General features: G+C 72.0%; 27 protein-coding genes, 3 tRNA genes and 1 pseudogene. 15 read left to right on the forward strand and 16 right to left on the reverse strand.

The features are described 5' to 3' along the window. A partial coding sequence (locus ABZY57_RS13830; protein ID WP_356511476.1) for a PAS domain-containing protein occupies positions 1-1,720 on the reverse strand: 1,720 nt, incomplete at its 3' end. Between the two features lie 119 nt (positions 1,721-1,839). After that, the gene (locus tag ABZY57_RS13835) at positions 1,840-2,268 is read right to left on the reverse strand and encodes an SSI family serine proteinase inhibitor (RefSeq protein ID WP_356511478.1); all 429 of its coding nucleotides are present in this window, start codon (positions 2,266-2,268) and stop codon (positions 1,840-1,842) included. A gap of 186 nt (positions 2,269-2,454) precedes the next feature. On the opposite strand from ABZY57_RS13835, the gene ABZY57_RS13840 reads away from it, so the two are divergent. The 12 genes and pseudogenes from ABZY57_RS13840 to ABZY57_RS13895 all read left to right on the forward strand — a co-directional run. Further along, positions 2,455-2,545, forward strand: a tRNA-Ser gene (locus ABZY57_RS13840). A 239-nt stretch (positions 2,546-2,784) separates the two neighbouring features. Then, positions 2,785-2,857: transfer RNA gene (locus tag ABZY57_RS13845), tRNA-Arg, on the forward strand. Positions 2,858-3,081: 224 nt separating this feature from the next. Then, positions 3,082-3,447 (forward strand): PH domain-containing protein, encoded by a 366-nt coding sequence (locus ABZY57_RS13850; protein WP_356511480.1) that lies wholly within the window; start codon positions 3,082-3,084, stop codon positions 3,445-3,447. A gap of 109 nt (positions 3,448-3,556) precedes the next feature. After that, positions 3,557-3,991: an Lrp/AsnC family transcriptional regulator gene (locus ABZY57_RS13855; protein ID WP_356511482.1), complete on the forward strand. Its 435-nt coding sequence runs from the start codon at positions 3,557-3,559 to the stop codon at positions 3,989-3,991. A 44-nt stretch (positions 3,992-4,035) separates the two neighbouring features. After that, positions 4,036-4,881 carry a DUF2797 domain-containing protein gene (locus ABZY57_RS13860; protein ID WP_356511562.1) on the forward strand — a complete coding sequence of 282 codons (846 nt, stop codon included), beginning with the start codon at positions 4,036-4,038 and terminating at the stop codon, positions 4,879-4,881. A 102-nt stretch (positions 4,882-4,983) separates the two neighbouring features. After that, complete coding sequence (locus ABZY57_RS13865; protein WP_356511484.1) at positions 4,984-5,325, forward strand: antibiotic biosynthesis monooxygenase; 342 nt, start codon at positions 4,984-4,986, stop codon at positions 5,323-5,325. Beyond that, on the forward strand, positions 5,306-6,187 hold the full coding sequence (locus tag ABZY57_RS13870) for an amidohydrolase family protein (RefSeq protein ID WP_356511486.1): 882 nt from the start codon (positions 5,306-5,308) through the stop codon (positions 6,185-6,187). Before ABZY57_RS13865 ends, ABZY57_RS13870 begins: the two co-directional genes overlap by 20 nt. Positions 6,188-6,263: 76 nt before the next feature. Further along, entirely contained in the window at positions 6,264-7,031 is a 768-nt protein-coding gene (locus ABZY57_RS13875; protein WP_356511488.1) for a response regulator transcription factor, read from the forward strand. A 164-nt stretch (positions 7,032-7,195) separates the two neighbouring features. Continuing rightward, positions 7,196-8,824, forward strand: coding sequence for a HAMP domain-containing sensor histidine kinase (locus ABZY57_RS13880; RefSeq protein ID WP_356511564.1), 1,629 nt, complete (start codon positions 7,196-7,198; stop codon positions 8,822-8,824). A 25-nt stretch (positions 8,825-8,849) separates the two neighbouring features. Further along, positions 8,850-10,115, forward strand: a complete 1,266-nt coding sequence (locus tag ABZY57_RS13885) for a bifunctional glycosyltransferase family 2/GtrA family protein (protein WP_356511490.1) — start codon at positions 8,850-8,852, stop codon at positions 10,113-10,115. Next, complete coding sequence (locus ABZY57_RS13890; RefSeq protein ID WP_356511492.1) at positions 10,115-12,394, forward strand: glycosyltransferase family 39 protein; 2,280 nt, start codon at positions 10,115-10,117, stop codon at positions 12,392-12,394. The genes ABZY57_RS13885 and ABZY57_RS13890 overlap by 1 nt, the downstream gene beginning before the upstream one ends. Positions 12,395-12,486: 92 nt before the next feature. Continuing rightward, a pseudogene (locus ABZY57_RS13895) lies at positions 12,487-12,669 on the forward strand (TetR/AcrR family transcriptional regulator); the annotation flags it as partial. Positions 12,670-12,861: 192 nt separating this feature from the next. On the opposite strand, the gene ABZY57_RS13900 reads toward ABZY57_RS13895, so the two are convergent. After that, the gene (locus ABZY57_RS13900) at positions 12,862-14,466 is read right to left on the reverse strand and encodes an MDR family MFS transporter (RefSeq protein WP_356511494.1); all 1,605 of its coding nucleotides are present in this window, start codon (positions 14,464-14,466) and stop codon (positions 12,862-12,864) included. Positions 14,467-14,480: 14 nt separating this feature from the next. Continuing rightward, positions 14,481-14,951: a MarR family transcriptional regulator gene (locus ABZY57_RS13905; RefSeq protein ID WP_356511566.1), complete on the reverse strand. Its 471-nt coding sequence runs from the start codon at positions 14,949-14,951 to the stop codon at positions 14,481-14,483. Positions 14,952-15,085: 134 nt separating this feature from the next. Here ABZY57_RS13905 and ABZY57_RS13910 point away from each other — a divergent pair, with 134 nt between their 5' ends. Further along, on the forward strand, positions 15,086-15,325 hold the full coding sequence (locus ABZY57_RS13910; protein ID WP_356511496.1) for a hypothetical protein: 240 nt from the start codon (positions 15,086-15,088) through the stop codon (positions 15,323-15,325). Positions 15,326-15,341: 16 nt separating this feature from the next. On the opposite strand, the gene ABZY57_RS13915 is transcribed toward ABZY57_RS13910, so the two are convergent. From ABZY57_RS13915 to ABZY57_RS13960, 10 genes are all read right to left on the reverse strand, one after another. Then, positions 15,342-16,157 (reverse strand): hypothetical protein, encoded by an 816-nt coding sequence (locus ABZY57_RS13915; protein ID WP_356511498.1) that lies wholly within the window; start codon positions 16,155-16,157, stop codon positions 15,342-15,344. An 85-nt stretch (positions 16,158-16,242) separates the two neighbouring features. Next, positions 16,243-17,097 carry an RNA polymerase sigma factor SigF gene (locus tag ABZY57_RS13920; protein ID WP_328299637.1) on the reverse strand — a complete coding sequence of 285 codons (855 nt, stop codon included), beginning with the start codon at positions 17,095-17,097 and terminating at the stop codon, positions 16,243-16,245. Between the two features lie 246 nt (positions 17,098-17,343). Further along, positions 17,344-18,363: a SigB/SigF/SigG family RNA polymerase sigma factor gene (locus tag ABZY57_RS13925; protein WP_356511500.1), complete on the reverse strand. Its 1,020-nt coding sequence runs from the start codon at positions 18,361-18,363 to the stop codon at positions 17,344-17,346. Positions 18,364-18,580: 217 nt separating this feature from the next. Further along, a complete protein-coding gene (locus ABZY57_RS13930; protein ID WP_356511502.1) occupies positions 18,581-18,742 on the reverse strand; it encodes a hypothetical protein in 162 nt (53 codons plus the stop codon). Positions 18,743-19,222: 480 nt separating this feature from the next. After that, a complete protein-coding gene (locus ABZY57_RS13935) occupies positions 19,223-19,510 on the reverse strand; it encodes a hypothetical protein (protein WP_356511504.1) in 288 nt (95 codons plus the stop codon). Positions 19,511-19,692: 182 nt separating this feature from the next. After that, a tRNA-Ser gene (locus ABZY57_RS13940) sits at positions 19,693-19,779 on the reverse strand. A gap of 56 nt (positions 19,780-19,835) precedes the next feature. Continuing rightward, on the reverse strand, positions 19,836-20,264 hold the full coding sequence (tadA, locus tag ABZY57_RS13945; protein ID WP_356511568.1) for a tRNA adenosine(34) deaminase TadA: 429 nt from the start codon (positions 20,262-20,264) through the stop codon (positions 19,836-19,838). Between the two features lie 77 nt (positions 20,265-20,341). After that, positions 20,342-20,923 (reverse strand): hypothetical protein, encoded by a 582-nt coding sequence (locus tag ABZY57_RS13950; RefSeq protein WP_356511506.1) that lies wholly within the window; start codon positions 20,921-20,923, stop codon positions 20,342-20,344. A 240-nt stretch (positions 20,924-21,163) separates the two neighbouring features. Then, positions 21,164-21,337, reverse strand: a complete 174-nt coding sequence (locus ABZY57_RS13955; protein WP_356511508.1) for a hypothetical protein — start codon at positions 21,335-21,337, stop codon at positions 21,164-21,166. A gap of 156 nt (positions 21,338-21,493) precedes the next feature. Beyond that, positions 21,494-22,447: a universal stress protein gene (locus tag ABZY57_RS13960; protein ID WP_356511510.1), complete on the reverse strand. Its 954-nt coding sequence runs from the start codon at positions 22,445-22,447 to the stop codon at positions 21,494-21,496. 193 nt (positions 22,448-22,640) lie between these two features. Between ABZY57_RS13960 and upp the strand changes: the two genes are divergently transcribed. Beyond that, positions 22,641-23,276 (forward strand): uracil phosphoribosyltransferase, encoded by a 636-nt coding sequence (gene upp / locus ABZY57_RS13965; protein WP_254381950.1) that lies wholly within the window; start codon positions 22,641-22,643, stop codon positions 23,274-23,276. A 59-nt stretch (positions 23,277-23,335) separates the two neighbouring features. Here the strand turns inward: upp and ABZY57_RS13970 are convergent, their stop codons facing one another. Next, entirely contained in the window at positions 23,336-23,980 is a 645-nt protein-coding gene (locus ABZY57_RS13970) for a LytR C-terminal domain-containing protein (protein ID WP_356511512.1), read from the reverse strand. Between the two features lie 222 nt (positions 23,981-24,202). After that, on the reverse strand, positions 24,203-24,499 hold the full coding sequence (locus ABZY57_RS13975) for a type II toxin-antitoxin system VapB family antitoxin (protein WP_112446725.1): 297 nt from the start codon (positions 24,497-24,499) through the stop codon (positions 24,203-24,205). Positions 24,500-24,587: 88 nt separating this feature from the next. Here ABZY57_RS13975 and ABZY57_RS13980 point away from each other — a divergent pair, with 88 nt between their 5' ends. Next, the gene (locus ABZY57_RS13980; RefSeq protein ID WP_356511514.1) at positions 24,588-26,159 is read left to right on the forward strand and encodes a helicase HerA-like domain-containing protein; all 1,572 of its coding nucleotides are present in this window, start codon (positions 24,588-24,590) and stop codon (positions 26,157-26,159) included. Positions 26,160-26,213 lie beyond the last annotated feature (54 nt).

The following is a 26,213-nucleotide window of genomic DNA, read 5'->3' on the forward strand; positions in this document are numbered from 1 at the left end:
GCCGGCCGGACGGCAGCGCGAGCGCGCTCCCGCCGTCGGGGTCCTGGCCCGCTGTCGCCACGCCGGTGCCGGAGCCGCTGACGGCTCCCGCGCCGACAGCGGCGTCGTCGTCGAGGAACGCGTCCACACCGCGCCGGGCCCGCCGGCCGCCGGAGACCTGCCCCGGGCCGCCCGAGACCTGCCCCGGGCCGCCCTCGGTCCCGGGCTCGGACCCCGTCCCGGGCTCGGCCGGGGGAGCCTCCACCGGCTCGGGCAGCGTGACCGTCCCGGCTCCCGCGCCCAGCGGCAGCTCCAGTACGTACGCCCCGCCGGGAGCGCCCGGCACCTCCACCGTCTGCAGCACACCGCCGTGCGCCTCCACGATGCCCCGCACGATCGGCTCGTGCACCGGGTTGCCGCCCTCGTACGGGCCGCGCACCTCGATGCGTACGACGTCGCCGCGCTGCGCGGCGGCCACCACGATCGTCGAGTCCATGTACCCGCTGCCCTGGGGGGTCTTGCCCGTGGCATCCACCCCGGCGACGTCCGCGACCAGGTGCGCGAGGGCGGTCGCGATCCGCTCCGCGTCCACCTCGGCCTCGATGGTCGGGGCGTGCACGGCGAACTGCGCCCGCCCGGGGCCGATGAGCTCGACCGCGCCGTCGACACCGGCCGCGACGACCCCGTCGATCAGCACCTTCTTCTTGTCGAGCTTCTCGCCGCCCGCGTCCAGACGCTGGAAGGCGAGCACGTTGTCGACCAGCGTGGTCATCCGGGAGTACCCGGCGGCCAGGTGGTGCAGGAGCTGGTTGGCCTCGGGCCACAGCTGTCCCGCGTCGTCGGCGGCCAGCGTGGCCAGCTCCCCGCGCAGCTCCTCCAGCGGTCCGCGCAGGGAGTCGCCGAGGACGGACAGCAGCTGGGCGTGGCGCGCGGCCAGCGCGTCGTAGGAGCGCCGGTCGGTGAAGGTCATGACGGCGCCGACGAGCTGCTCCCCGTCCCGTACGGGAGAGGTGGTCAGGTCCACGGCGACGGGCTGCCCGGCCTTGTTCCACAGCACCTGGCCGCGGACCCGGTGCTTGCGTCCGCTGCGCAGCGTGTCGGCGAGCGGGGACTCCTCGAAGGGGAACGGCGAACCGTCGGCGCGCGAGTGCTGGACCAGCCCGTGCAGTTCGCGGTTGCCGAGGTCGGTGGCGCGGTAGCCGAGGATCTGGGCGGCGGCCGGATTGACCAGCACCACCCTGCCGTCGGTGTCCGTGCCGACGACGCCCTCGGCGGCGGCGCGCAGGATCATCTCGGTCTGGCGCTGCGAGCGGGCCAGCTCGGCCTCGGTGTCCACCGTCTGTGAGAGGTCCCGCACGACGAGCATCAGCAGCTCGTCGCCGGTGTACGAGGGCTGCGGCTCGCGGTAGGCGTCACGGCCGTCGAGATGGGCCGCGGTGACCTCGACGGGGAACTCGCTGCCGTCGGTGCGGCGCGCCACCATCCGTTTCGGGCGGGCGCGGCCGCCCTCGTCCTCGCCGGGCCGGCGCATGGAGCCGGGGATCAGCTTGGAGTCGAACTCGGGCAGGAGGTCGAGCACGCCCCGGCCGACGAGACCGGTACCTGGGCTCTCCATGACCTCCAGGGCGATCGAATTCGCGTTGACGACCGTGCCGTTGGCGTTGACGAGCAACAGCGCGTCCGGAAGAGCGTCGAGTATTGCTGCGAGGCGAGCAGCGCCTCGGGATGGCCTGCTGCTCACGACGAGCTTCCTCCCTGACCACAACTACCGGCATGTCACGGGAGGAGTCTAAGCGCACGGGCTCCCGATGAGGGGGCGGATGCCCGGCGCATAACGCCCGACCGGCGCATCCTCCCAGGTCAGGAACGCCCACGCGGAAGCACAGGTTCCAAGTCGTTCCACCGGCGGATCTCGCACCCGTTCGTCCGGCGGAACCGGGAGTCCACCCTGTTGCCATGCCACGTTCCGGTGATCCGGGCGGTGGCGCGGCCGCCGTCCTGCATGGTGCACAGCTGGTTCTTGGGCTCGGGGGCGAAGGGGTCCTTCCCCTCGCGCGCGAGGGCTTCGAGGCGGGCGCAGGCGTCCTCGGCCCGGGGGTGGTTGCCGCCGGGCGGATCGCACTCCAGTCGGTACTCGCCATCGGCGAGCGGGTTGCCCGTGTCGTCGACGACGATGGTGAGCCGGTCGGGGGCGGCCAGCAGCCGGCTCAGGGGCGGCAGCGGGGGCAGGGGGCCCGCCGCCCCTGTGGCCAGAGCGGAGGCGACGGCGAAAGCGGCGAGACGCAGCATGGGGAACTCCAGGTCGTCCGTACGTCGTACGACAGACCAACGACGAGCCGGCTCCGACGTTCCGCACGCGGGGGTGCTTAAGGCTTTGCTCTGCGGGCCGCCCTCCTTGTACCGTGGGAGCGGATTGGTGACGGGCCCCTGGCCTGTGTCATCATCTGCACGCACCTTCGTACGCGGGGGTGTGCTGGAGGCGTCGCCTAGTCCGGTCTATGGCGCCGCACTGCTAATGCGGTTTGGGGCTTACCCCCCATCGAGGGTTCAAATCCCTCCGCCTCCGCACTTCACGAAGCCCCGGTCCTTGCGGACCGGGGCTTCGGTGCGTTCGGGGTGCGGGAGATGGCGGGATCTGCCCGCACGGACGCGCGCCGGGGACGCCCCGGCACCCAACCGGATGATCTTCTTCCGAGTCATTTCCGCAGGTCAGAGCAGGTGGGGCTAATGGATTTCGCGTCCCGGCGAGGTCCATGTATTGTTGTTCTCGCAAGGCCAACGGGGCGCAAAACCCCGGCCCGCCAAGCACTCGTAGCTTAACGGATAGAGCATCTGACTACGGATCAGAAGGTTGCAGGTTCGAATCCTGCCGAGTGCACAGCCCAAGAGGCCCCCCGGTTCACCGGGGGGCCTCTTGCGTTGTCCTCCTCCTTGCCTTCCTCGTCGTCCTCTCCTTCTCCTCCTCAGTGATGAGCCCTGGCTCCGGGGAGTCACGGGGTGGGATGGCTCTGCCGGGGGACGCGGGGTGACGCACGGCCCGGATACGGTTTCTTGGAGATCGACTCACTGGGAAACGTCACCGGGAAAGCAGGGGGAGCTCACATGGGACTGTTCGGGAACGCGCACGCCGTGGATCCGGCGTCGGCGCACCGCGAGTACGCGCGGCTGCTGGGGCAGGGGGAGCAGGTGCACGCCGCGTATCTGCTGATCCGCGACACGATCCTGTTCACCGACCGGCGGCTCGTGCTCATCGACAAGCAGGGGCTCACGGGGAAGAAGGTCGAGTACCACTCGATCCCGTACCGGAGCATCACGCACTTCTCCGTGGAGACCGCGGGCCATTTCGACCTGGACGCGGAGCTGAAGATATGGCTCTCCGGTACCTCGGCGCCGATAGCGAAGACCTTCACGAAGGGCGTCGACATCTATGAGGTCCAGGCGATCCTGACTCAGTTCGTCGCTCGGTAGGCGAGCCGGGGGAGGGCGGGGACGGCCGAACGCTGTTCGGTCGCGGGGGGTGACGGCAGGGTCCGGTAGCGTCTCCGCGAGGGTGTGCAGGGACGTAGGAGGTAGTTCGGTGGACGACATCGACCGGGCGCTGATCCAGCGCCTCCAGGAGGACGCGGGCCAGCCGTACGCGGCGCTGGCCGCGGCGGTCGGGCTCTCCGCGGGCGCCACTCACGAGCGCGTACGCAAGCTGCGCGAGCGGGGGGTCATCCGGCGGACCACGGTCGAGGTGGATCCGGCGGCCGTCGGCAGCGGGGTGCTGGCCTACGTGATGGTCGACTCCACGGCCTGGATGGGCGACTCGCGGGCCGCCTTCGAGGCCATCGCGGAGATCCAGGAGGCGCACATCATCGCCGGGAGCGCCTCGGTCATGGTCAAGGTCCGCACGGCCACCACCGAGCAGCTGCAGGACGTCCTGCGCCGCCTCTACGCCATCGACGGTGTCAGCGGGACGCAGGCCACCGTCGTCCTGGAGACCTTCTTCGAGCGACCGCTCCCCCTGTGACCTGGTGGTGCACCGGCCTCCGGTGGAACGACGGCCGGCCCGCCATGGGCTGGTACGGGCGGGGACCGGGACAAGGAGAGCGCACGAGCCTCCTCGCGTACGGGCAGCCGCTCGCCTTCGCCGCCCGGGGAGAGCGCCACTGCCTCGGCATCCGGCGGGCCGGACGGCGGACGCCGTGCCCGACGGAGCGGACCGTGCCCGGCCGGGCGGGGAACGCCCAGTGCCCCGAGTGCGCCGGCCTGGACCGTTCCTTCTCGGTCGCGGCCGACACCAACGCCGGTGATCCGCGTACCTACCGGGTGTACCTCGCCTGGTTCGGGGCCGGGCTGGTCAAGGTGGGGATCACCGCCGAGGAGCGCGGGTCCGTCCGGCTGCTGGAGCAAGGGGCGGTGGCCTGGGCCTGGCTGGGGCGCGGACCGCTGATGGCGACCCGCCGGACCGAGGAGCTGCTGCGGGCCGCGCTCGGAGTGCCGGACCGGATCGCCTATGCCCGCAAGCGGTCCGTGCGGGGAGAGGCAGCGCCGGGACCCGAGCGGGCGGCGGAGGTCGCGGCCCTGCACGCCCGGGCAACCGCGCTGGAGGGGTGGCCGGAGTCGCTGGAGAGGCTGGAGTGCGAGGTGACCGACCACGCAGGGGCGTTCGGGCTCGACGCCCTGCCCGCCCCTGCCCGGGTGATCACCGAGATGGTGCCCGGCGGGGTCGTCGCCGGGCGGCTCGTCGGGGCGGCCGGGCCCGATCTGCACTTCGCCGACGGGCTGGTGGTGGACACCCGGCTGCTCGCGGGGTGGGAGCTGGTGGCGCCCGGGGAGGGCGATGCCGCCGAGGTGCCCGTCGCAGGGATCCCGGGCAGCGGGCGGGACATCGCCGCCGCGCAGGACGGGCTGTTCTGACCCGACCCGGTGAGGGGGGCAAGGTCAAAACTTGGATCCCTTTGGCCGTCCGGGCCGTTTTCCGGTGGACATGCCAGGCACCGGCCGCAGAGGGTGGTGGACATGACCATCCAGCCCGTACAGGCCTTCGAACCGCCCTATGTGATCAGTGTGTTCACCAGCGTCCGGACCCCCGAGGACAGTGGATACCCCGAGACGCTCGCCCGGATGACCGAGCTCGTCAGCGGCAACCCGGGTTTCCTCGGCTACGAGTCCGCACGGACGCCCGGTGGGCTCGGCATCACCGTGGCCTACTTCCGCGACCACGAGTCCCTCGCCCTCTGGCGCCAGGAGATGGAGCACCAGGCGGCGATGAAGCAGGGCCGCGCCGACTGGTACGAGAGCTACACGCTGCACATCGCGACGGTCGAGCGGAGCCACGGCTTTGTCCGTGAAGACGGCTGAGGCCGTCCGGGCGTTCCGGGAACGGCTCGGGGTGCCCGGGCTGGTCGACGTACACACGCACTTCATGCCCGAGCGGGTCCTGGACAAGGTGTGGGACTACTTCGACGCGGTCGGCCCGCTGACGGGCGTCGAATGGCCCATCACCTACCGGCACGAGGAAGAGCAGCGGGTCGCGCTGCTCCGGGAGTTCGGAGTCCGGGCCTTCACCGCCATGCTCTACCCGCACAAGCCGGCCATGGCCGCCTGGCTCAACTCCTGGTCCGCCGATTTCGCCGCCCGCACCCCCGACTGCCTGCACACCGCGACCTTCTTCCCGGAGGACGGGGTGCGGGAGTACGTCGGCCAGGCCGTCGCGGCGGGGGCCCGGGTGTTCAAGGCCCATCTCCAGGTGGGCGGGTACGACCCCACCGACGACCGGCTCGACCCGGTCTGGGGGCTCCTCGCAGAGGCCGGGATCCCGACGGTCGTGCACTGCGGTTCGGGGCCCGTCCCGGGGAAGCACACCGGCCCCGAGCCGATCGCCCGACTGCTGGCCCGCCACCCCCGGCTGCCGCTGATCGTCGCGCACATGGGGATGCCGGAGTACGCGGACTTCCTCGACCTCGCCGACCGGTACTCCGAGGTCCGCCTCGACACCACCATGGCCTTCACCGACTTCTCGGAGCAGTTCAGCGGCTTCCCGCCGCAGGACCGGGGCCGGCTCGCCGACCTCGGCGACCGGATCCTGCTGGGCACCGACTTCCCGAACATCCCCTACCCCTACGAGCACCAGCTCGAGGCCCTCGAACGGCTCGGCCTCGGCGACGCCTGGCTGCGCGCCGTCTGCCACGACAACGGAGCCCGGCTCTTCCACCTGGCCTGAGGGGCGGGTGGGGTTTCTCAGGGAATTCACAGGTTCAGGCAAGAGCGCTCTCACGGGCGGCGGCCAGCGTGTACGCATGACTGCGACGACCACTTCCCACGCGTCCACGTCCACCGGCAACCACACGGCCCTCGTCAGGCCCGACGGCAGCCCGTGCCGGGTCCTCGTCGTGGACGACGAGGCCGCCCTCTCCGAGCTGCTCTCGATGGCCCTGCGCTACGAGGGCTGCGAGGTCCGCAGCGCGGGCGACGGTGCGGGCGCGGTGCGCGCGGCGCGGGAGTTCCGGCCCGACGTCGTCCTGCTCGACATCATGCTCCCCGACATGGACGGGCTGGCCGTCCTGGGCCGCCTGCGGCGCGAGCTCCCGCACGTCCCGGTGCTGTTCCTGACCGCGAAGGACTCGGTCGAGGACCGCATCGCGGGTCTGACGGCGGGCGGCGACGACTACGTCACCAAGCCCTTCAGCCTGGAGGAGGTCGTCGCCCGGCTGCGCGGCCTGGTCCGGCGCTCCGGCGCGGCGCAGGCCGCGCGCGGCGGCTCGGTGCTGGAGGTCGGCGACCTGCGGCTCGACGAGGACAGCCACGAGGTGACCCGGAGCGGTCAGGACGTCCACCTGACCGCGACCGAGTTCGAGCTGCTGCGCTACCTGATGCGCAACCCGCGCCGGGTGCTGAGCAAGGCGCAGATCCTGGACCGCGTGTGGTCGTACGACTTCGGCGGTCAGGCCAACGTCGTCGAGCTGTACATCTCCTACCTGCGGCGCAAGCTGGAGAGCGGAACCGGCCTCCCGCCGATGATCCACACCCGCCGCGGCGCCGGCTACCTGATCAAGCCGGCCGACTAGTGGCGGCCGGTGAGCCCCGGCCGGCCGGCCGTGTGCGCAAGGCGGCCGAACCGCGAGCCGGGGACGTCACCGCACCCGCGCGCTCCCGCCGTCCCCGCAAACCGGGCCGCCCCGGGCGTCCCGCCGGCCCCCGGCGTCCCCGCCGGAGCCGGCGGCCCTGGTCGCTGCGGACCCGGCTCGTCGTCTCGGCGGTGGCCCTCATCGCCGTCGTCGGCGCGGCCATCGGCACCGTCACCACCGTCGCGCTGCGCTCGTACCTGGTCGACAAGGTCGACGAACAGCTGAGTTTCTCCGTCGAGATGGTGAGCCGCCCCAACGCACCGGGCAAACCCGTCCGGGAGAACAACCTCGGCGTCGTCCTGGGACCCGGATCCCCGTTGGGCGCCACCGGGATCCGGCTCGACGCCGCGGGGAAGGTCGTCGACAGCGTCCGCAGCGAGCGCGGCGCCGCCGCCGTCGGCGGCTCCGCGTCCGGTGGGCACCCGCCCCTCACCACGGAGCAGGCAGCCGCCCTTGCCGGGGCCGCCCGCAAGCAGGCCGGCGGCCGTCCCGGCAGCCCCGTCGAGCTGCACCTGCCCGGCCTCGGCGGTTACCGGGTGCTCACTTCGCCCGACGGCAGCATCGTGCTCGGATTCCCGCTCACCGAGGTCGACTCCACCGTGCACACCCTGATCGCGGTGGAGGTCTTCGTCACCCTCGCCGGGCTGATCGCGGCCTCCCTCGCCGGACAGGCCCTGGTCGGTGTCGCCCTGCGCCCGCTGCGCAGGGTCGCGGCCACCGCCACCCGGGTCTCCGAACTCACCCTGCACAGCGGCGAGCCCGCCCTCCACGAGCGGGTCCCCGACGCAGAGGCCGACCCCCGTACCGAGGTCGGGCAGGTCGGCGCCGCCCTCAACCGGATGCTGGGCCACGTCTCCTCGGCCCTGACCGCACGCCAGCAGAGCGAGACCCGGGTCCGCCAGTTCGTCGCCGACGCCAGCCACGAGCTGCGCACCCCGCTCGCCTCGATCCGCGGCTACGCCGAACTGACCCGCCGGGGCCGCGAGGAGCCGGGCCCCGACACCCGGCACGCCCTGGGCCGCATCGAGTCCGAGGCCACCCGGATGACCGGGCTGGTGGAGGACCTGCTGCTGCTGGCCCGGCTCGATGCCGGCCGCCCGTTGTCCACCTGCGACACCGATCTGGCCCCGCTGGTCGTGGACGCCGTCAGCGACGCCCGGGCCGCCGGCCAGGGCCACCACTGGCGCCTGGAACTCCCCGAGGAGCCGGCGCCCGTCCACGCCGACCCGGCCCGGATCCAGCAGGTGCTGGTGAACCTGCTGGCCAACGCCCGGACCCACACCCCGCCCGGCACCACCGTCACCGCGCGTGTTTCACGTGAAACATCCGCCGTCCGGCTCCGGATCGAGGACGACGGCCCCGGCATCCCGCCCGAACTGCTGCCCCACGTCTTCGAGCGCTTCGCCCGCGGCGACGCCTCCCGCTCGCGCTCGGCGGGCTCCACCGGCCTCGGCCTGGCCATCGTCGCGGCCGTGGTCTCGGCCCACGGCGGCAGCGTCGGCGTCCGCAGTGCCCCCGGCCACACCTCCTTCGAGGTCCTGCTCCCCCTGTCCGACCCGGAGATCCCCGCCGTCCCCGCCACCCTCCCGGCCCGCACCCCCAAGGCCCTCCCGGCCCGCACCCCCAAGGCCCTCCCGGCCCGCACCGCCAAGGCCCCCGCGGCCCGCACCGCCAAGGCCCCCGCCGCGCAGCCGAACTCACAGACGGGCCACAGGGTCAGCACACAGCGGTGACAGCCCGGCCCCGGAGGCTCGGGGCATGCCTACCGACACCTCTCCCGGAGCGCTCCCGGTACGGGCGCCCCTCGCGCCCGTACCGGGAGAGCCCGTCCTCGACGTGGTGATCCCGGTCTTCAACGAGGAGACGGACCTCGGCCCCTGCGTGCGCAGGCTGCACGAGCACCTCACCCGGACCTTCCCGTACCCCTTCCGCATCACCATCGCCGACAACGCGAGCACCGACCGCACCCCCGAGGTCGCGGCCGCCCTCGCCGCCTCCGTGGCCGGGGTACGCAGCACCCGGCTGGAGCAGAAGGGCCGCGGCCGGGCCCTGCGCACGGTGTGGGGGGAGTCGGACGCGCCCGTCCTGGCGTACATGGACGTGGACCTCTCCACCGACCTCAACGCCCTGCTGCCACTGGTCGCCCCACTGATCTCCGGCCACTCCGACCTCGCCATCGGCACCCGCCTGGCCCGCTCCTCGCGGGTGGTCCGGGGAGCGAAGCGGGAGTTCATCTCCCGCGCCTACAACCTGCTCCTGCGCTCCTCGCTCTCCGCCCGCTTCAGCGACGCCCAGTGCGGCTTCAAGGCGATCCGCCGCGAGGTCGCGACGCGGCTGCTGCCGCTCGTGGAGGACTCCGGCTGGTTCTTCGACACCGAGCTGCTGGTCCTCGCCGAGCGGGCCGGGCTACGGATCCACGAGGTCCCGGTGGACTGGGTCGACGACCCCGATTCCACCGTTCACATCGCCCGCACCGCCGCGGAGGACCTCAAGGGCGTCTGGCGGGTGGGCAGGGCGCTGGCCGTCGGCGCGCTCCCGCTGGACCGGCTCGCGCGCCCCTTCGGAGACGACCCGCGCGACCGCACCGCCCTGCCCGGGGTACCCCGCGGGCTGGCCCGCCAGCTGCTGGGCTTCTGCGTGGTCGGAGCCCTGTCCACCCTCCTCTACCTGCTCCTCTACACCGCGGTCCGGACCGCCGCCGGCCCCCAGCTCGCCAACGCCACCGCGCTGCTGCTCTCCGCCGTCGCCAACACCGCCGCGAACCGCCGGCTCACCTTCGGCGTCCGCGGCCGGGCCCGCGCCGTGCGCCACCAGGCCCAGGGGCTCGTGGTGTTCGCCATCGGACTGGCCCTGACCAGCGGATCGCTCGCCGCCCTCGGGGCTGCCAACGCCAAGCCGGGGCACAGCACCGAGCTGGCCGTCCTGGTCACCGCCAACCTCGCCGCCACCGTGCTGCGGTTCCTGCTCTTCCGCGCCTGGGTCTTCCCCGAACGGCGCACCACTCCCGCGAAGGACCACTCCTGATGACCACGGCAGCGCTACCGCTCCACCCGCCCTCCCCGGCCGCCCCGTCCCACAGGGCGGCCCAGGCACACGCCGCGCGGCCCGGCTGGGAACGCCCGGCCCTCCTCGGGCTGCTCCTCGCCACCGCCGTCCTGCTGCTGTGGGACCTCGGGGCCTCGGGCTACGCCAACTCCTTCTACTCCGCCGCGGTCCAGGCGGGCAGCGAGAGCTGGAAGGCCTTCTTCTTCGGCTCCTCCGATGCCGGGAACTCCATCACCGTCGACAAGCCCCCGGCCGCGCTGTGGCCGATGATGCTGTCCGTCCGGCTCTTCGGGCTCGGTGCCTGGCAGGTCCTGGTCCCGCAGGCCCTCATGGGCGTGGGGACGACCGCCGTGCTCTACGCCTCGGTGCGCCGGCAGTTCGGCCCGGTGGCAGCCCTGATCAGCGGATCCGTCTTCGCGCTCACGCCCGTGGCCGCGCTGATGTTCCGCTTCAACAACCCCGACGCACTGCTGACCCTGCTGATGACCGTCACCGTGTACTGCGTGCTCCGGGCCCTCGACGGGGCGCACACCACGTGGCTCGTCTGGGCCGGGATCGCGGTGGGCTTCGCCTTCCTGACCAAGACTCTCCAGGCCTTCGTCATCCTGCCGCCCCTCGCCCTGCTGTACGCGGTCTGCGCGCCGACACGGCTGCGCCGGCGCCTGGGACAACTGCTGCTCTCGGGGCTCGCGATGGTGCTGGCCGGCGGCTGGTGGGTGGCGGTCGTCGAACTGTGGCCCGCCTCCTCCCGCCCGTACATCGGGGGCTCGCAGACCAACTCCTTCCTGGAACTGACCCTCGGCTACAACGGCCTCGGCCGGATCAACGGCGAGGAGACCGGCAGCGTCGGCGGCGGGGGCCGCGCGGCCGCCGAGGGCATGGCCGGCGGCCCCGGTGGCGGTGGTGGCGGCGGGATGAGCTGGGGGGAGACCGGCATCGACCGGCTGTTCTCCTCCAACATCGGCGGTCAGATCGGCTGGCTGCTGCCCGCCGCGCTGGTCCTGCTCGTCGCGGGGCTCGTGGTCACCTGGCGGGCCCGCCGGGCCACCGACTCGCTGGAGGGCATGGCCCGCGCGGCCTTCCTCGCCTGGGGCGGGGCGCTGCTGATCACCGCGGTGGTCTTCAGCTTCATGCAGGGCATCTTCCACGAGTACTACACCGTCGCCCTGGCCCCCTACATCGCCGCCCTGGTCGGCATGGGTCTCGCCGTCCTGTGGGAGGAGCGGGGCAGCCGGGCCGCCTCCCTCACGCTCTCGGGGACCCTCGCTCTCTCGTCGTACTGGGCCTTCGTGTTGCTCGGTCGCTCCGCGGAGTACGTGCCGTGGTTGCGCTGGTCGGTCCTCACTGTCGGACTCGGCACGGCCCTGCTGCTGCCGTTCGCCGCGCGGCTGGGCCGCCGGACCGCACTCGGCGTGGCGGCAGTCGGCTTGGGCGTGGCCCTGGCCGGACCCCTCGCCTACTGCCTGACCACCGTGACCACCCCGCACACGGGCTCGATCGTCACCGCGGGCCCCGCGGTCGCGGGCGGCCGCGGCGGCCCCGGCGGCGGGATGCGCGGCTTCGAGATGCCGGGCGGCGGCGGGATGCCCGACGGCGGAGCCGCACCGCAGGGCATGCCCCCGGGCGGAACCGCGCAAGGCGGCCAGGCTCCCGGCGGCCAGCTCCCCGGTAGCCAGGCCCCCGGCGGCAACCAGTCCGCCGATGGCGGCCGGAGCACCCGCCCGGGCGGCGGCCCGGGCGGAACCACCGGCGGCGGCCCGGGCGGCGGCGGCATGGGTGGAGGCGGCATGGGCGGAGGCGGCATGGGAGGCCTGCTCGGCGGGACGAGGACCAGCGCCGAGGCCACGGCCGCACTGCGCGCCGACGCCGACCGGTACACGTGGGCCGCGGCCGCCATCGGCTCGCAGAACGCCGCGAGTTACCAGCTGGCTTCGCAGCAGCCGGTGATGGCCCTCGGCGGCTTCAACGGCAGCGACCCCTCGCCGACCCTGGAGCAGTTCAAGGAGTACGTGAGCGCCGGGAGGATCCACTACTTCATCGGCCAGAGCAGCGCGGGAGCCGGTGGTGCCGCAGCCGCCGGCGAAGCGGGCGGCGCCGCCGGGACGGGCACCGCTGCCCGGGGCGGGGGCGGCCCCGGCGGGGGCGTGAGCAGTTCCGTCGAGACCTGGGTCAAGGCCAACTTCAAGGCCTCCACCATCGGCGGAGCCACCTTCTACGACCTCACCGCGCCCACGTCACAGGCGTCCACGACGTCCTGAAACCCGCCGCATCCCCGAGTCCGCCCCCCTGGCACCACGGGGGCGGACCGGGCCTTGCGGACGGGTCCCGTGCGCGTGAGGAGGGTGCCTCCGTGGTCACGCCGGCGGACCCCGGTACGGCCCGGACCTGCGTCCGGCCGGCCGTTCGGGCGGCCGCTCCCGCCCGGCGGCGCAGCGAGGCCCCCGCCGGACCCGACCGGGAGCGGATCACGGCTGCGGCCGTGCGGCTGCTGGACACCGAGGGACTGGCCCGGTTCTCCACGAGGCGGCTCGCCGCCGGGCTCGGGTTCCTCCACGGCTGGCGGAGGCACGGTCCGGCGGCTGCCCGACGGGGAGTTCCGCCTCGCGCTCGACGTCCTGATCGCCGGCATCCGTGCGCACCCCGGTCGCTCGGCGGGGGCACCGCACCGGCCGCCTCCGCCGCCTCCGCCGTGTCCGCCGCCCCCGCAGCTCCGTAGACCGCCCGGCTACTCCGCCGAGGCTGCGGTCGGCTGGTCGGCCGCCGGCTTCGACTTCAGGGCGACCTCCTTGATGAACACCATCAGCACCAGCGCGAGCAGCGCGGTGGGAGCGGCGTAGAGGAAGACGTCGCCGACGCCGTGCCCGTACGCGGACTCGACGACCGTGCGGAAGGGCCCGGGCAGCTTGTCGAGGTCGGGGATCCCGCCCCCGCCGGTGCCGCCGTGGCCCATGGCCGCCGGCTTCGGGCCGAGCGCGGCGAGGCCGTCCTGGACGTAGTGGGTGACCCGGTGGGCCATGACCGCGCCGAGGGCGGAGACGCCCATCGCGCCGCCGAGCGAGCGGAAGAAGGTGACGACCGAGCTGGCGGCGCCGAGGTCCTCGGGGGCCACCTGGTTCTGGGAGGCGAGGACCAGGTTCTGCATCGTCATGCCGAGGCCGAGGCCGGTCAGCGCCATGAAGATCGCGATGTGCCAGTACGGGGTGTCGTACCGCAGGGTGCCGAGCAGGCCGAGTCCGGCCGTCAGGAGCACACCGCCGGAGACCAGCCAGGCCTTCCACTTGCCGGTCTTGGTGATCACCTGACCGGAAAGGGTGGAGGAGACGAAGAGTCCGCCGATCATCGGAATCGTGAGGATTCCGGACATCGTGGGGGACTCGCCGCGGGCCAACTGGAAGAACTGGCTGAAAAACACGGTGCCCGAGAACATCGCGATGCCGACGAAGAGCGAGGCCGCCGAGGCGAGGCTGATGGTCTTGTTGCGGAAGAGACGCAGCGGAATGATCGGGTCGCTGGCCCGGGACTCTACGAGGACGAAGAGCAGGCCGAGGGCGAGCGCGCCGCCCGTCATCGTCCAGGTCTCCCAGGAGATCCAGTCGTACGAGCTGCCGGCCTGGGTCACCCAGATCAACAGGAGGGAGACGGCGCCGCTGATCAGGAAGGCACCGAGCCAGTCGACCTTGACGTCGCGGCGGACGACGGGCAGGTGCAGGGTGCGCTGGAGCACGATCAGGGCGATGACGGCGAACGGGACGCCGACGTAGAAGCACCAGCGCCAGCCGAGCCAGCTCGTGTCGGTGATGACCCCGCCGAGCAGCGGGCCGCCGACGGTGGCGACGGCGAAGACCGCGCCGAGGTAGCCGCTGTACCGGCCGCGCTCGCGCGGGGAGATCATCGCGGCCATCACGATCTGGGCGAGGGCGGAGAGCCCGCCGACGCCGATGCCCTGGACCACGCGGCAGGCGATGAGCATGCCGGTGTTCTGGGACATGCCCGCGACCATCGAGCCGACGACGTAGATCACCAGGGATATCTGGACCAGCAGCTTCTTGCTGAAGAGGTCGGAGAGCTTGCCCCACAGCGGGGTCGCCGCCGTCATGGAGAGCAGGGCGGCCGTGACCACCCAGGTGTACGAGGACTGGGTGCCGCCGAGGTCGCCGATGATCTGGGGCAGGGCGTTGGAGACGATCGTGGAGGACAGGATCGCCACGAACATGCCGAGCATCAGCCCGGAGAGCGCCTTCATGATCTGCGGGTGGGTCATGGGCGAGCTGTCGGACGTGGTCTCCGGCAGGCCGCCTCCCCGCACACCGGTGGGTGTGGTCGTAGCCATGTGGTTCCTTCGGTCTAGCTGTCTGGATGCGTGAAGCTCGACCGGAGTCGGGCCAGCAGGGTGTTGAGGTGGTCGATGTCCGCGTCGGACCAGTCGGCCAGGGCCTTCTCCAGCGCGTGGGTGTGGCGGGTGCCGAGCTCGGTGAGGAGCGCGCGGCCGGCCGGGGTCGGGCGCAGGATCCGGCAGCGGGCGTCGCCGGGGTCGGTGTCGCGGGTGATCCAGCCGCGGTCGGCGGTGTGCGCGACGTGCCGGCTGGTCACGGAGATGTCGATGGCCAGGTACTCGGCGAGGCGGCTGAGCCGCATCTCGCCGTGCCGGTCGAGCACCGTGAGCACGGCCGCCGAACCGGGAGGGCAGTCGGGGGGCAGGAGCCGGGCGAGGTCGCGCTTGACGGCGCCGATGCCGGTGAGCTGGCGGGCCAGTTCGGCGTACCGCGCGGCCGGCGTGGTGGCTTCGGACTGTGCGGCGGCGCCGTGCGCAGCCACGGGCGATTCGGTCACCGGGACCCCCCTCCGAATGTCGTTGCTTCAGGCAACCATAAGAGCAGATGGTTGTTACAGGCAAACGAATACGGGGGCTGGGCGGTAAAGGAATCGGAAAACCGGCTAGGGTCCTGCGCATGGCTGCGAATCACGACTCGAACCACAACTCACCGGCTCCCGAGGGTGACTACGACCCCGCGGGCAGCACCCAGATGTTCCGGGCCTTCGTCGAGGAGCCGGTACCGGCCCCCGCCGTGCCCGGATCGCGCATGCAGAACCGTTCCGCGCGCAAGTCGGGACCGGGCGCCGGCCTGTGGATCGGCGTAGGCATCGCCGCGGTGGTCCTGATCGCCGTGGTGGCCTGGCTCGCGCTCTGAGAGCCGGCCGCCGGGCTCAGTTCCAGGTGGCCGTGACCTTCTGGGTCTCCACCCGCATGCCCAGGGGGACGCGCCAGGCTTCGACGCAGATCCGGTAGGTCTGCGTCTTCGTCGTGCCGCCCGCGATCGGGGCGGGCAGCGGCTGGGTCGAGTTGATGGTGGCCCAGTCGACGCCCAGTGCGCCGATGATGTGCGTCGCGAAGCTGACCGTGCCCGAACGGGCCGCGGTGCCGCCGGTGTTGGTGAAGGACACCGTGACCTGCTCGCACCAGCGTTCCGCCGTGGCGGTACGGGTGGGCGCGCCGATGCTCAGCTTCGCCGGCGTGGCCGGAGGCTGTGCCGGCCCGCTCGGGCGGGGCTTCGGCGGCGGGCTCGACGGAGTGCCGGGCGTACCGCCCGGGGCGGTGGGAGGCCTGGTGCCGGGTGCGGTGCCGGGCGGGTTCCCGGTGCCGCCAGGAGTGCTGGGCGTGCCTCCGCCCGGGGTGGAGTCGCCGGGGGGCCGGGACCCCGGAGCGCCGGGCTGCGTACCGCCCGGGACCTCGCCGGGGACCCCACCCGGAGTGGCGCCCGCGGCGCCGGCCGGCGGGATGTCCGCCGAGGCGCTGCCCGAGGGGCCGCCGGCGGCTGAGGTTCCGGGTGCCGCCTGCGGGAGCGACTGGAACTCGACCCGGGCCTTGGGGGCGACGTTCTCCCCGACGCCCCGCTCCGGGCCCGGAGCGGCCGCGCCCACGGCCACGTAGCCCTCGCGCGCCGGGCCTCCGCAGCCTGCCAGGGTGGCGGCGGCCGTGGCGCACAGGACGAGGACGGCGGCTGGCCGGGATACCTTTCGCATCCCGGCAGTTTTCCTGACGTGCCGTCAATTGGGAAGCGGATGCGGTGGATTGCCCGCACGCACCCGCACCCGGCGACCGCGGGGGCTACTCGCCGATCAGGCCGACGCGGAGCTGCGCGAGCGTGCGCGTGAGCAGCCGGGAGACGTGCATCTGGGAGATGCCGACCTCCTCGCCGATCTGCGACTGGGTCATGTTCGCGAAGAACCGCAGCATGATGATCTGACGTTCCCGGGGCGGAAGCTTGGCCAGCAGCGGCTTCAGCGACTCGCGGTATTCGACGCCCTCCAGCGCGGTGTCCTCGTACCCGAGCCGGTCCGCGAGCGAGCCCTCGCCGCCCTCGTCCTCGGGGGAGGGCGAGTCGAGGGAGGAGGCGGTGTACGCGTTGCCCACGGCGAGGCCGTCGACGACGTCCTCCTCCGAGACCCCGAGCACGGCCGCCAGCTCCGGCACGGTCGGCGAGCGGTCGAGCTTCTGAGCGAGCTCGTCGCTGGCCTTGGTGAGGGCGAGGCGCAGCTCCTGGAGCCGGCGCGGGACGCGCACGGACCAGGATGTGTCCCGGAAGAACCGTTTGATCTCACCGACGACCGTCGGCATGGCGAAGGTCGGGAACTCCACCCCGCGCTCGCAGTCGAACCGGTCGATCGCCTTGATCAGCCCGATCGTGCCGACCTGGACGATGTCCTCCATCGGCTCGTTGCGGCTGCGGAAGCGGGCCGCGGCGTAGCGCACGAGGGGGAGGTTCAGCTCGATCAGGGTGTCGCGTACGTACGTCCGCTCGGGACTGTCCGCGTCGAGGCCGGCGAGCCGGTGGAAGAGGGAGCGGGAGAGGGTGCGGGTGTCGATCCGGGTGTCGATGGCTTCCGAGCGGTGGGACACTGCCGGCACTTCACGCTGCTTGACGAGCGTGAGCACCTGTGAGCTGCCCTGGTCTACGGACATGCCACCCCCTTGAGGTCGCGGACGGTCGCGCTTCATCTGCGCGCCCGTCGGAGGAACGCAGCCTCCACCTGAATACCGGAGGCGGGGCTGCGGCAAACGCGGTTCCAGCAGAATGTCACATGTCGGCAACACGCTGTAGCGCCATGTCGACAAGTATCTCCAGCGACAGAACGCGTTAGGCCTGCTCTAGGGCGGGAATCTGCCGCTCTGTCAGGAATCGCGGAGAATGATCTCCACTCGATCCGGCTAGGCCTCGATCCTGTTTGCGGATCGCAGTCGAGCGAAGCTCCGGGCGAGGAGTCGGGAGACGTGCATCTGGGAGACGCCGAGCTCGGCGCTGATCTGCGACTGGGTCAGATTGTTGTAGTACCGCAGAAGGAGGATCCGCTGCTCGCGCTCGGGCAGTTGTACGAGGAGGTGGCGGACCAGGTCGCGGTGTTCCACGCCGGCCAGCTCGGGGTCCTCGTAGCCGAGGCGGTCGAGCAGGCCGGGGAGCCCGTCGCCCTCCTGGGCGGCCTCCAGGGAGGTCGCGTGGTAGCTGCGGCCGGCCTCGATGCAGGAGAGCACCTCGTCCTCGCTGATGCGCAGCCGCTCGGCGATCTCGGAGGTGGTCGGGGTGCGGCCGTGCAGGGTGGTGAGGTCCTCGGTGGCGGCGTTGACCTGGACCCAGAGCTCGTGGAGGCGGCGCGGGACGTGGACGGTGCGGACGTTGTCGCGGAAGTAGCGCTTGATCTCGCCCACGACGGTCGGCATGGCGAAGGTCGGGAACTGCACCCCCCGCTCGGGGTCGAACCGGTCGATCGCGTTGATCAGACCGATCGTGCCGACCTGGATCACGTCCTCCATCGGCTCGTTGCGGCTGCGGAAGCGGGCGGCCGCGTACCGGACGAGGGGGATGTTGGCCTCGATGAGGGCGCCGCGGACCCGGGAGTGCTCGCTCGTGCCGGGCTGCAGGTCCTTCAGCTGCCCGAACAGGACCTGGGTGAGGGCCCGGGTGTCGGCGCCCCGGCTCTGCGGCCTGGGGGCGACCGGGGGCTCCTCGGGGGCCTCCTGCTGGGGCGGTACGTGGGACTCCTGCGGGGCGGGCTGGTTCGGGGCCGGTGGGGAGGCCTGGTGCGGGGGCTGCGGGGCCTGTGGGGCGTGAAGGTGCGGGGCCTGCGGGGAGGCCTGGTGCGGAGCCTGGGCGGAAGCCCGGTGCGGCTCCTGTGGGTGCTCCTGCTGCGGGTCCTGCTGGGGCGGCACCTCGGGCGCAGTACTGGCCGGCACGGTCACGCCACCCCTTCACTTCACGTCATCAACTCATCCGTCAAAAGCGGTCATAGCATCACAAGACATGTGCACTGTGTGCAAGCACCGTATATAGCCGTGTTGAGGGCAAGTTGGGCGTAATAGGGCATCTTGCCCCGCGCGTGGGAACGCAAAAAGCCCCCCACCCGTCGGAGTGGGGGGCCGGAAAGTCCGGAAACCGCTTCAGCGTACGGGTTCAGCGCACCAGTTCGGTCATGAACTCGCCGATCGCCGTTGCGGCATCCGAGATCCCTTGGAAGCCTATTTGCACCATATCGGCGGCTTTTATGGGCTGAGTGATGATGACGAAGAGGACGAAGACGACGAGGGCGCCCGAGATCAGCTTCTTGGTTTCCACGTGCGCTGTCGGCCTCCCCAACCGGTCCTGCAAGGTCGGGAGAGTCTAGCCGGTCGTGTTCGAACACTCACCTGGCCTTTAAGGACCAATGACCTGGCGACGCAGGCCCTTTGCCGGTGTGTCGACGGCCTCGAAAGGCGCAGGATTGAACACGAGCCCACCGGTTCTGGCAGGAAATCGGTGAGCGAGGGACAGGACCTCACTGCGGGGTCCGAGCCGCAAGCTTCCCCCCTGACTGCGGCTTGGACTGGCAGGTTCCGTCCTCATCGGGGGAAGTGGCTTGTCCCCCCGATGCCACTTCCCCCGTCCCCACCGTTGAAGGTCCCGACTCAGGTCGGGGCCTTCTTCGCGTTGTCCGCCGAACGGTGCCCGCCGAACGGTGCCCGCCGAACGGTGCCCGCCAAATGGTGCCCGCCAAATGGTGCCCGCCAAATGGTGGAGGCCGAATGGTGGAAGGGGGGTGGGCTCCGGGCCTCCCGCCTACTCCAGCCCGCCGGCCAGGTCGGCGATCGGCTGGACCGGGGCGATCACGGGCGCGAGGTGGTTCGGCAGCTCCATCAGCTGGTTGAGCTGGTTCAGGCCGCCGCTGACCTGCCCGCCGATCTCCTGCACGGAGGCCGGGCTCGCCCCGTCCGGCATGCCCTGCGGCGCCGGGAGGTCCGGGAGGGTGAGCGGGGAGATCGGGGCGGCGGAGGCGGCGGGCGCCGCGAGGCCCGCGGCGGCCCCCGCGAGGGCGATGGCGGCGAGGATGCGCTGGGTCTTGGTCATGCCGTGACAACGGCAGAAGGGGCGGGCGGTCACGCGGATGTCCCTCGGACGCCAGACGCGGGGCGCCGTGGAAGGGGCGCGGGCACCGTGCGGGGAGCGCCGTACGGGGGTCGCCGGACCTGGGGAGGACCCGGGAAACGCCGAGAGCCCCGACCCTTGCGGGGCGGGGCTCTCGATCAGAGCGGTAGCGGTGGGATTTGAACCCACGGATAGCTTGCACCATCACACGCTTTCGAGGCGTGCTCCTTCGGCCGCTCGGACACGCTACCGAGAGAGAGCTTAGCCCAAGGAGAGCCGTGCTCTGAAATCCATTCGCCCGGAACCCTCAGAGCTCGCGGAAGAAGTCCGTCAGCTGCCGCGCGCACTCCCCCGCGAGCACGCCCGCGACGACCTCGGGCCGGTGGTTGAGCCGGCGGTCCCGGACGAGGTCCCACAGCGACCCGGCGGCGCCCGCCTTCTCGTCGGGCGCCCCGTAGACGACCCGTGCCACCCGTGCCTGCACGAGCGCGCCCGCGCACATCACGCACGGCTCCAGGGTCACCACGAGGGTGCACCCGGGGAGCCGCCATTCCCCGAGGGCGGCGGCCGCCCGGCGCAGCGCCAGTACCTCGGCGTGTGCCGTCGGGTCTCCGGTCGCCTCCCTTTCGTTGTGCCCGGTGGCGAGGAGCTTCCCGTCCGGGCCGAGCACCACGGCGCCGACCGGCACGTCGCCGGCCGGCACCGCCCGGGCGGCCTCCCGGAGCGCCAGGCGCATGGAGTCCTGCCACGGGTCCCGTACGGGATCGGGCGTGTACGGGGTGGGCCGCGGGGTGGGGTGGTGCGCGGGGATCACTAGCGGACGGCCTCCAGGACCTCGGTGGCGCCGAGCGAGTCGGCGATCTCCGAGAGGGCGTCCCCGTCCAGGGTCATCAGTTGTTTGTGGCTGACCCCGAGGTCGTCGAGCAGCCGGGGGTCGCCGAGCGGGCCGGCGGGTGCCGGTTCGGCGCCGGCCCGGACATCCTCGTCCGCGTCGTCGTCCTCCCCGTCCCCGCCGGCGAGTACGCCGTCCGGATAGGAGGCGATGACCCCGTCCTCGGAGTCCTCGCCGTCCTCGGTGCCGTCGAGGTCCAGCTCGTCGAGTTCGTCGTCCTCGTCGTCCTTGCCGAGCAGCTCGTCGGTCAGCATCGAGCCGTAGGAGCTGCGGGAGGCGGCGGCGGCGTTGGACACGTAGTAGCGCGGGTCCTCCTCGCCATCCACCCGGACGACCCCGAACCAGGTGTCCTCCTGTTCGATGAGGGCTACCACCGTGTCGTCGTCGACAGAGGCGGAGCGGGCGAGATCGATCAGATCACTCAGAGACTCGACGTCGTCGAGTTCCATGTCGCTCGCTTCCCACCCGTCTTCGGTGCGCGCGAGCAGTGCGGCGAAATACACCGTGACTCTCCCACTGGTCATAGGCGTGCCGGTTGGAGTTCCCCCCGGCCGGAGGTGGGTGGGGGTGGAACGGCCGCCGTGCTCGCCGTTTCGTACCCCGCCCAGTCGGCATCGTGGCAGAAACGGAGCCATTGCGTGAGGTCTTCCGCGCCGTGGCGCTGGCCGCGCGTGTTGTACGGGGCCTCGTGCCGGGGGCGTGACGGTGGCCGGGCGGGACCTTGCCGGGGGCCCTCGCGGGGCTCACCAACGGAAGGTGCGCATGCGCATCTGCTGGCGCATGCGGGCGGCGCGGGCGCGTCTGGGCTGGACCCGGTCGCGCAGTTCCCGGGCCTCGTTCAGGTCGCGGAGGAACTGCGCGCGCCGGGCTCTGCGCTGCGCCGTCGTCTCCAGTGGCTCGTGATTCTCGTCGGGCATGGGTCACCGCCCCTGGCTGGTCCGGTCCGGTCCGTCCCCCGAACCCCCACCTTCCCTCGGACCTGCCGTTTGATGCCACCTTCTGCCACCACTCGGCAGGAATTCAGTCGCATTCCGACAAATCCGGCGACCCCGGTGGCTGCTCCTCGGCTCCGGCTACGCGGACTCCTCGTGCGACTCCGACAAGGTCGGGACGACCGCCACCGGTCCGTGCGCGTGCTGCAGCACGGCGTTCGCGACCGAGCCGATCATCAGGGACCGGATGTGCCGGCGCGGGTGGTGGCGGCCCACGACGACCAGCGCCGCCGACTTCGAGGTGGAGACGAGGCGCCCGGCCGCGTCCCCGGGCACCGCTGCCTGCTCGACGGGCACGGTCGGGTACCTCGCCCGGAACGGTGCGAGCCGCTCCGTCTGGGAACGGAGCATCTCCCGCTCCGCCGGCACCGCGTTCTCGTCCTCCCCCGCCAGCGACTCCGGCGGGATGACCGCGAACGGGCTGTCGATCACCATCGTCGGCGACGGCGGGATGCTGTACGCCGACACCACCTGCAGGGTGGTGGCCCGCGCGGCGGCCTCCGCGAACGCGAAGTCCAGTACGTTGTCGGGCGTCTCCGCGGCGTGCAGCCCAACCACCACGCGCCCCGCCGAGGCCTGGGCGGCCACGTCCACGCCGCGTGCCTCGTGCGCGACCACGACCACCGGGCAGGCGGCGCTGGAGGCCACGGCGCGGCTGTTCGAGCCGAGCAGCAGCGCGGCGAAGCCGCCGCGGCCCCGCGAGCCCATCACCAGCATCCGGGCGCCTTCCCCGATGTCGCGCAGGGCCTCCGGGACGGAGCCCTCCAGGGACTCGTAGCGGACTTCGGAGGGGAGCCGGCCCCCCGCGGTCAGGTGGGCCCGTATCCACACGCTGACGGGGTCCTCGGTCCCTTCGGGCTCGGTGCGGTCGGCCAGGGAGGAACGGCGTGCCGCGTACAGCTGGGCGCTGTCGGACAGCACGTGGGCGACGACGAGCCCGGTGCCGTGGCGCAGTGCCGCAGCCCTTGCCCACTCCAGGGCCTTGAGGCTGTGTTCGGATCCGTCGACTGCGGCGACAACCATTGCGTGGCTCATCAGTCCAGCGTGCTGGGGGTCCGGTGGGGTCGCATCTCCGGGGGTTTCCGGGCGTGGCCACGGCTTCGGGCACGAACGGGTGGGCGCAGCGCGTAGCCTTTTGGGTGTGGGTCGCGTGTTTGCGGCCGTTTTCGCTGGTAGCGGCGTCGCAGGTCGCGGGTGGAAGCCCGGCAGCCGAGTCTTGGAGGATGTTGTGCGTTTGCAGGTCGTGGATCACCCGTTGGTGGCGCACAAACTCACCACTCTGCGCGACAAGCGCACCGACTCCCCCACCTTCCGGCGCCTCGCCGACGAGCTGGTGACCCTGCTCGCGTACGAGGCCACCCGGGACGTGCGCACCGAGCAGGCCGACATCGTCACCCCGGTCGGTCCGACCACCGGCGTGAAGCTCTCCTACCCGCGGCCGCTGGTCGTACCGATCCTGCGCGCCGGTCTCGGCATGCTCGACGGCATGGTGCGGCTGCTGCCGACCGCCGAGGTCGGCTTCCTCGGCATGGTCCGCAACGAGGAGACCCTGGAGGCCTCCACGTACGCGACGCGCATGCCGGAGGACCTCTCGGGCCGCCAGGTCTACGTGGTGGACCCGATGCTCGCCACCGGCGGCACGCTCGTCGCGGCGATCAAGGAACTCATCAAGCGCGGTGCGGACGATGTGACCGCGGTGGTGCTGCTGGCCGCGCCCGAGGGCGTCGAGATCATGGAGCGCGAGCTGGCGGGCACGCCGGTGACGGTGGTGACGGCGGCGGTGGACGAGCGCCTCAACGAGCAGGGCTACATCGTGCCGGGGCTGGGCGACGCGGGCGACCGCATGTACGGCTCGGCCGAGTAGCCACGGGCTCCGCAGGAGTGCCCGGCCTCCCCTTCGGGAGGCCGGGCCTTCTCATGAGGTCAGCACTTCTTGGCGGGCGCGGGCTGGGGGTTGGCCAGGGCGGCCAGGGCCTTGTCCGCGTCGGCCTTCGGCGTGAGCTCCTTGAAGGCGTCGCCCAGGATCAGGTCGATGTCCCCGGTCTCGCGGGCGTCGGTCTGCTGGGTGGCGCCGGCGAGGTTGGTGCCGAGGACGGAGAAGGCGGCCTTGTCCGTCTGCGGCGAGCCGACCAGTATCCCGGCGCCCGGGACCTTCTTGTCGAAGTCGGCGGGGGCGTTGCCGACCTTGCCGATGACGAAGCCGCGGCTCTTGAGCTCATCGCCCACGGCCTTGGCGAGGCCCGCGCGCGGGGTCGCGTTGTACACGTTGACCGTGATCCCGCCGGGCGGCGGGAGCACGACCTTCGGCGCGGCGGCGGCGGTGGAGCCGGCCTTGGGGGCGGGGGTGGCGCAGTCCTTGGCCGCGGCGGCGGTCTTGCGTTTGTCCGCGCCGCCGCCGAACACGTCGATGAGCTGCACGGCCCCGTAAGCGATCAGGGCGAGCCCGATGATCGATCCGAGCACCACGAGGACAATCCGGCGGCGGCGTCGAGGGCGGGTCATGCGGGGGTAAGCCGCTCCCGTGACCTTGTACTTTCCGCCCATGCCAGGGGGAGTGAGCATGCTCATGTGCGCAGCGTAATGCCGACCGCTGCCGATGCCCACTGAATCATCTGTTGATAGGGCAATACTGACCCGAAAGGCGCAACCGGGATCTATCCGGCACCCCGGGCGATACCTGTCCGGCACCCCGGACGGGACCTGATCGACACCCGGCGGTACCTGGCCGACACCCGGGCAAGGCCGGTTCGGCGCCCGGGCAGGACCGGTTCGACACCCGCGAAGGGCGGGTCAGCCCAGTTCGAGGACGCGCGCGTGCAGGACCTGGCGCTGCTGGAGCGCCGCGCGGACGGCGCGGTGCAGACCGTCCTCCAGGTACAGGTCGCCCTGCCACTTCACGACGTGGGCGAAGAGGTCCCCGTAGAAGGTCGAATCCTCGGCGAGCAGCGTTTCGAGGTCGAGCTGGCCCTTGGTGGTCACAAGCTGGTCGAGCCGGACCGGGCGCGGGGCGACATCCGCCCACTGCCGGGTGGTTTCCCTGCCGTGGTCGGGGTACGGCCGCCTATTTCCGATGCGCTTGAAGATCACACGGAAAGCCTACCGGGCAGGGGCCTGCGGGCGCAGCCTTGTGATGACGGTGCAAAGGTGGCAGATAGTGCTATTTCGGGAGTGATATATGAGCCAGAGCACCGACCACGCGTCCCCTGCCGGCCAGATCGCCGAGGGGTACGCCTTCACCGGACCCGCGCTCGATCTGGGTGCCCTGCTCTGGGACGGGGCCTGTCTGCCGGAGCACCAGATCCGCATCCCGCTGTCGATGCTCAACCGGCACGGACTGGTGGCGGGCGCCACCGGAACCGGCAAGACCAAGACGCTGCAGCTCATCGCCGAGCAGCTGTCGGCCCACGGCGTTCCGGTCTTCCTCGCGGACATCAAGGGCGATGTCTCGGGGATCTCCGCGCCCGGCACGAGCAACGAGAAGATCGAGGAACGGGCCAAGGACGTGGCCCAGGACTGGGAGGCCACCGGATGCCCGAGCGAGTTCTACTCGCTGGGCGGGATCGGCCCCGGAATCCCGCTCCGGTCCACCGTGACGAGCTTCGGGCCCGTCCTGATGTCCAAGGTGCTCCAGCTCAACCAGACGCAGGAGCAGTCGCTGGGGCTGATCTTCCACTACGCCGATGCCAAGGGCCTGGAACTGATCGACCTCAAGGACCTGAGGGCGGTCGTCGCGTTCCTCGTCTCGGACAAGGGGAAGCCCGAGCTCAAGGGCATCGGCGGACTGTCCACGGTGACCGCCGGAGTGATTCTGCGGGCGCTCACCGCCTTCGAACAGCAGGGGGCCGCGGAATTCTTCGGCGAGCCCGAATTCGATACCGGTGAATTCCTCCGGACGGCGGCGGACGGGCGCGGACTGGTCTCCGTACTGGAGCTCCCGGCCGTGCAGGACAAACCGCAGCTCTTCTCCACTTTCCTGATGTGGCTGCTGGCGGACCTGTACACCGACCTTCCGGAAGTCGGCGATCTGGACAAGCCCAAGCTGGTCTTCTTCTTCGACGAGGCGCACCTGCTGTTCAACGGGGCCTCCAAAGCCTTCCTCGAAGCCATCACGCAGACGGTGCGGCTGATCCGCTCCAAGGGCGTCGGCGTCTTCTTCGTGACCCAGACCCCGAAGGACGTGCCGGGCGACGTGCTGGCGCAGCTCGGCAACCGGGTGCAGCACGCGCTGCGCGCCTTCACCCCGGACGATGCGAAGGCGCTGAAGGCGACGGTGAGGACCTTCCCGAACTCCGCCTACGACCTGGAGGAACTGCTGACCGGGCTGGGGACGGGCGAGGCGGTGATCACGGTGCTCGGCGAGAACGGCGCGCCGACGCCGGTGGCGGCGACCCGGCTGCGGGCCCCGCAGGCGCTGATGGGGCCGATCGACGCGGCCGCGCTGGACCGGGCGGTGAAGTCCTCGCTGCTCCACTCGCGGTACGCGGAGCCGGTCGACCGGGAATCGGCGTACGAGAAGATCAGCGCCGAGCAGGCGGCGGCGGAGGCGGAAGCCGAGGCGGCGGCGGCCGCGGCGGAGGCGGAGAAGCAGGCGAAGGCAGCCGCGAAGGCAGCGCCGAAGCCGGATCCCTCGCTGGCGGAGCAGGTGGTGGGCAGCGGGCTCTTCCGCTCCCTGGCCAGGTCGATCGGTACGCAGCTGGGCCGCGAGATCTCCCGGTCCATCTTCGGCACGGCCAGGCGGCGCCGCTGAGCCTCCCGGGGCGGGAGAGGGATTTTCGTACCGGTGACTGCGTCCGGCCTGCGA

The organism is Streptomyces sp. NPDC006450 (genome assembly GCF_040612195.1).
Lineage (GTDB): Bacteria > Actinomycetota > Actinomycetes > Streptomycetales > Streptomycetaceae > Streptomyces.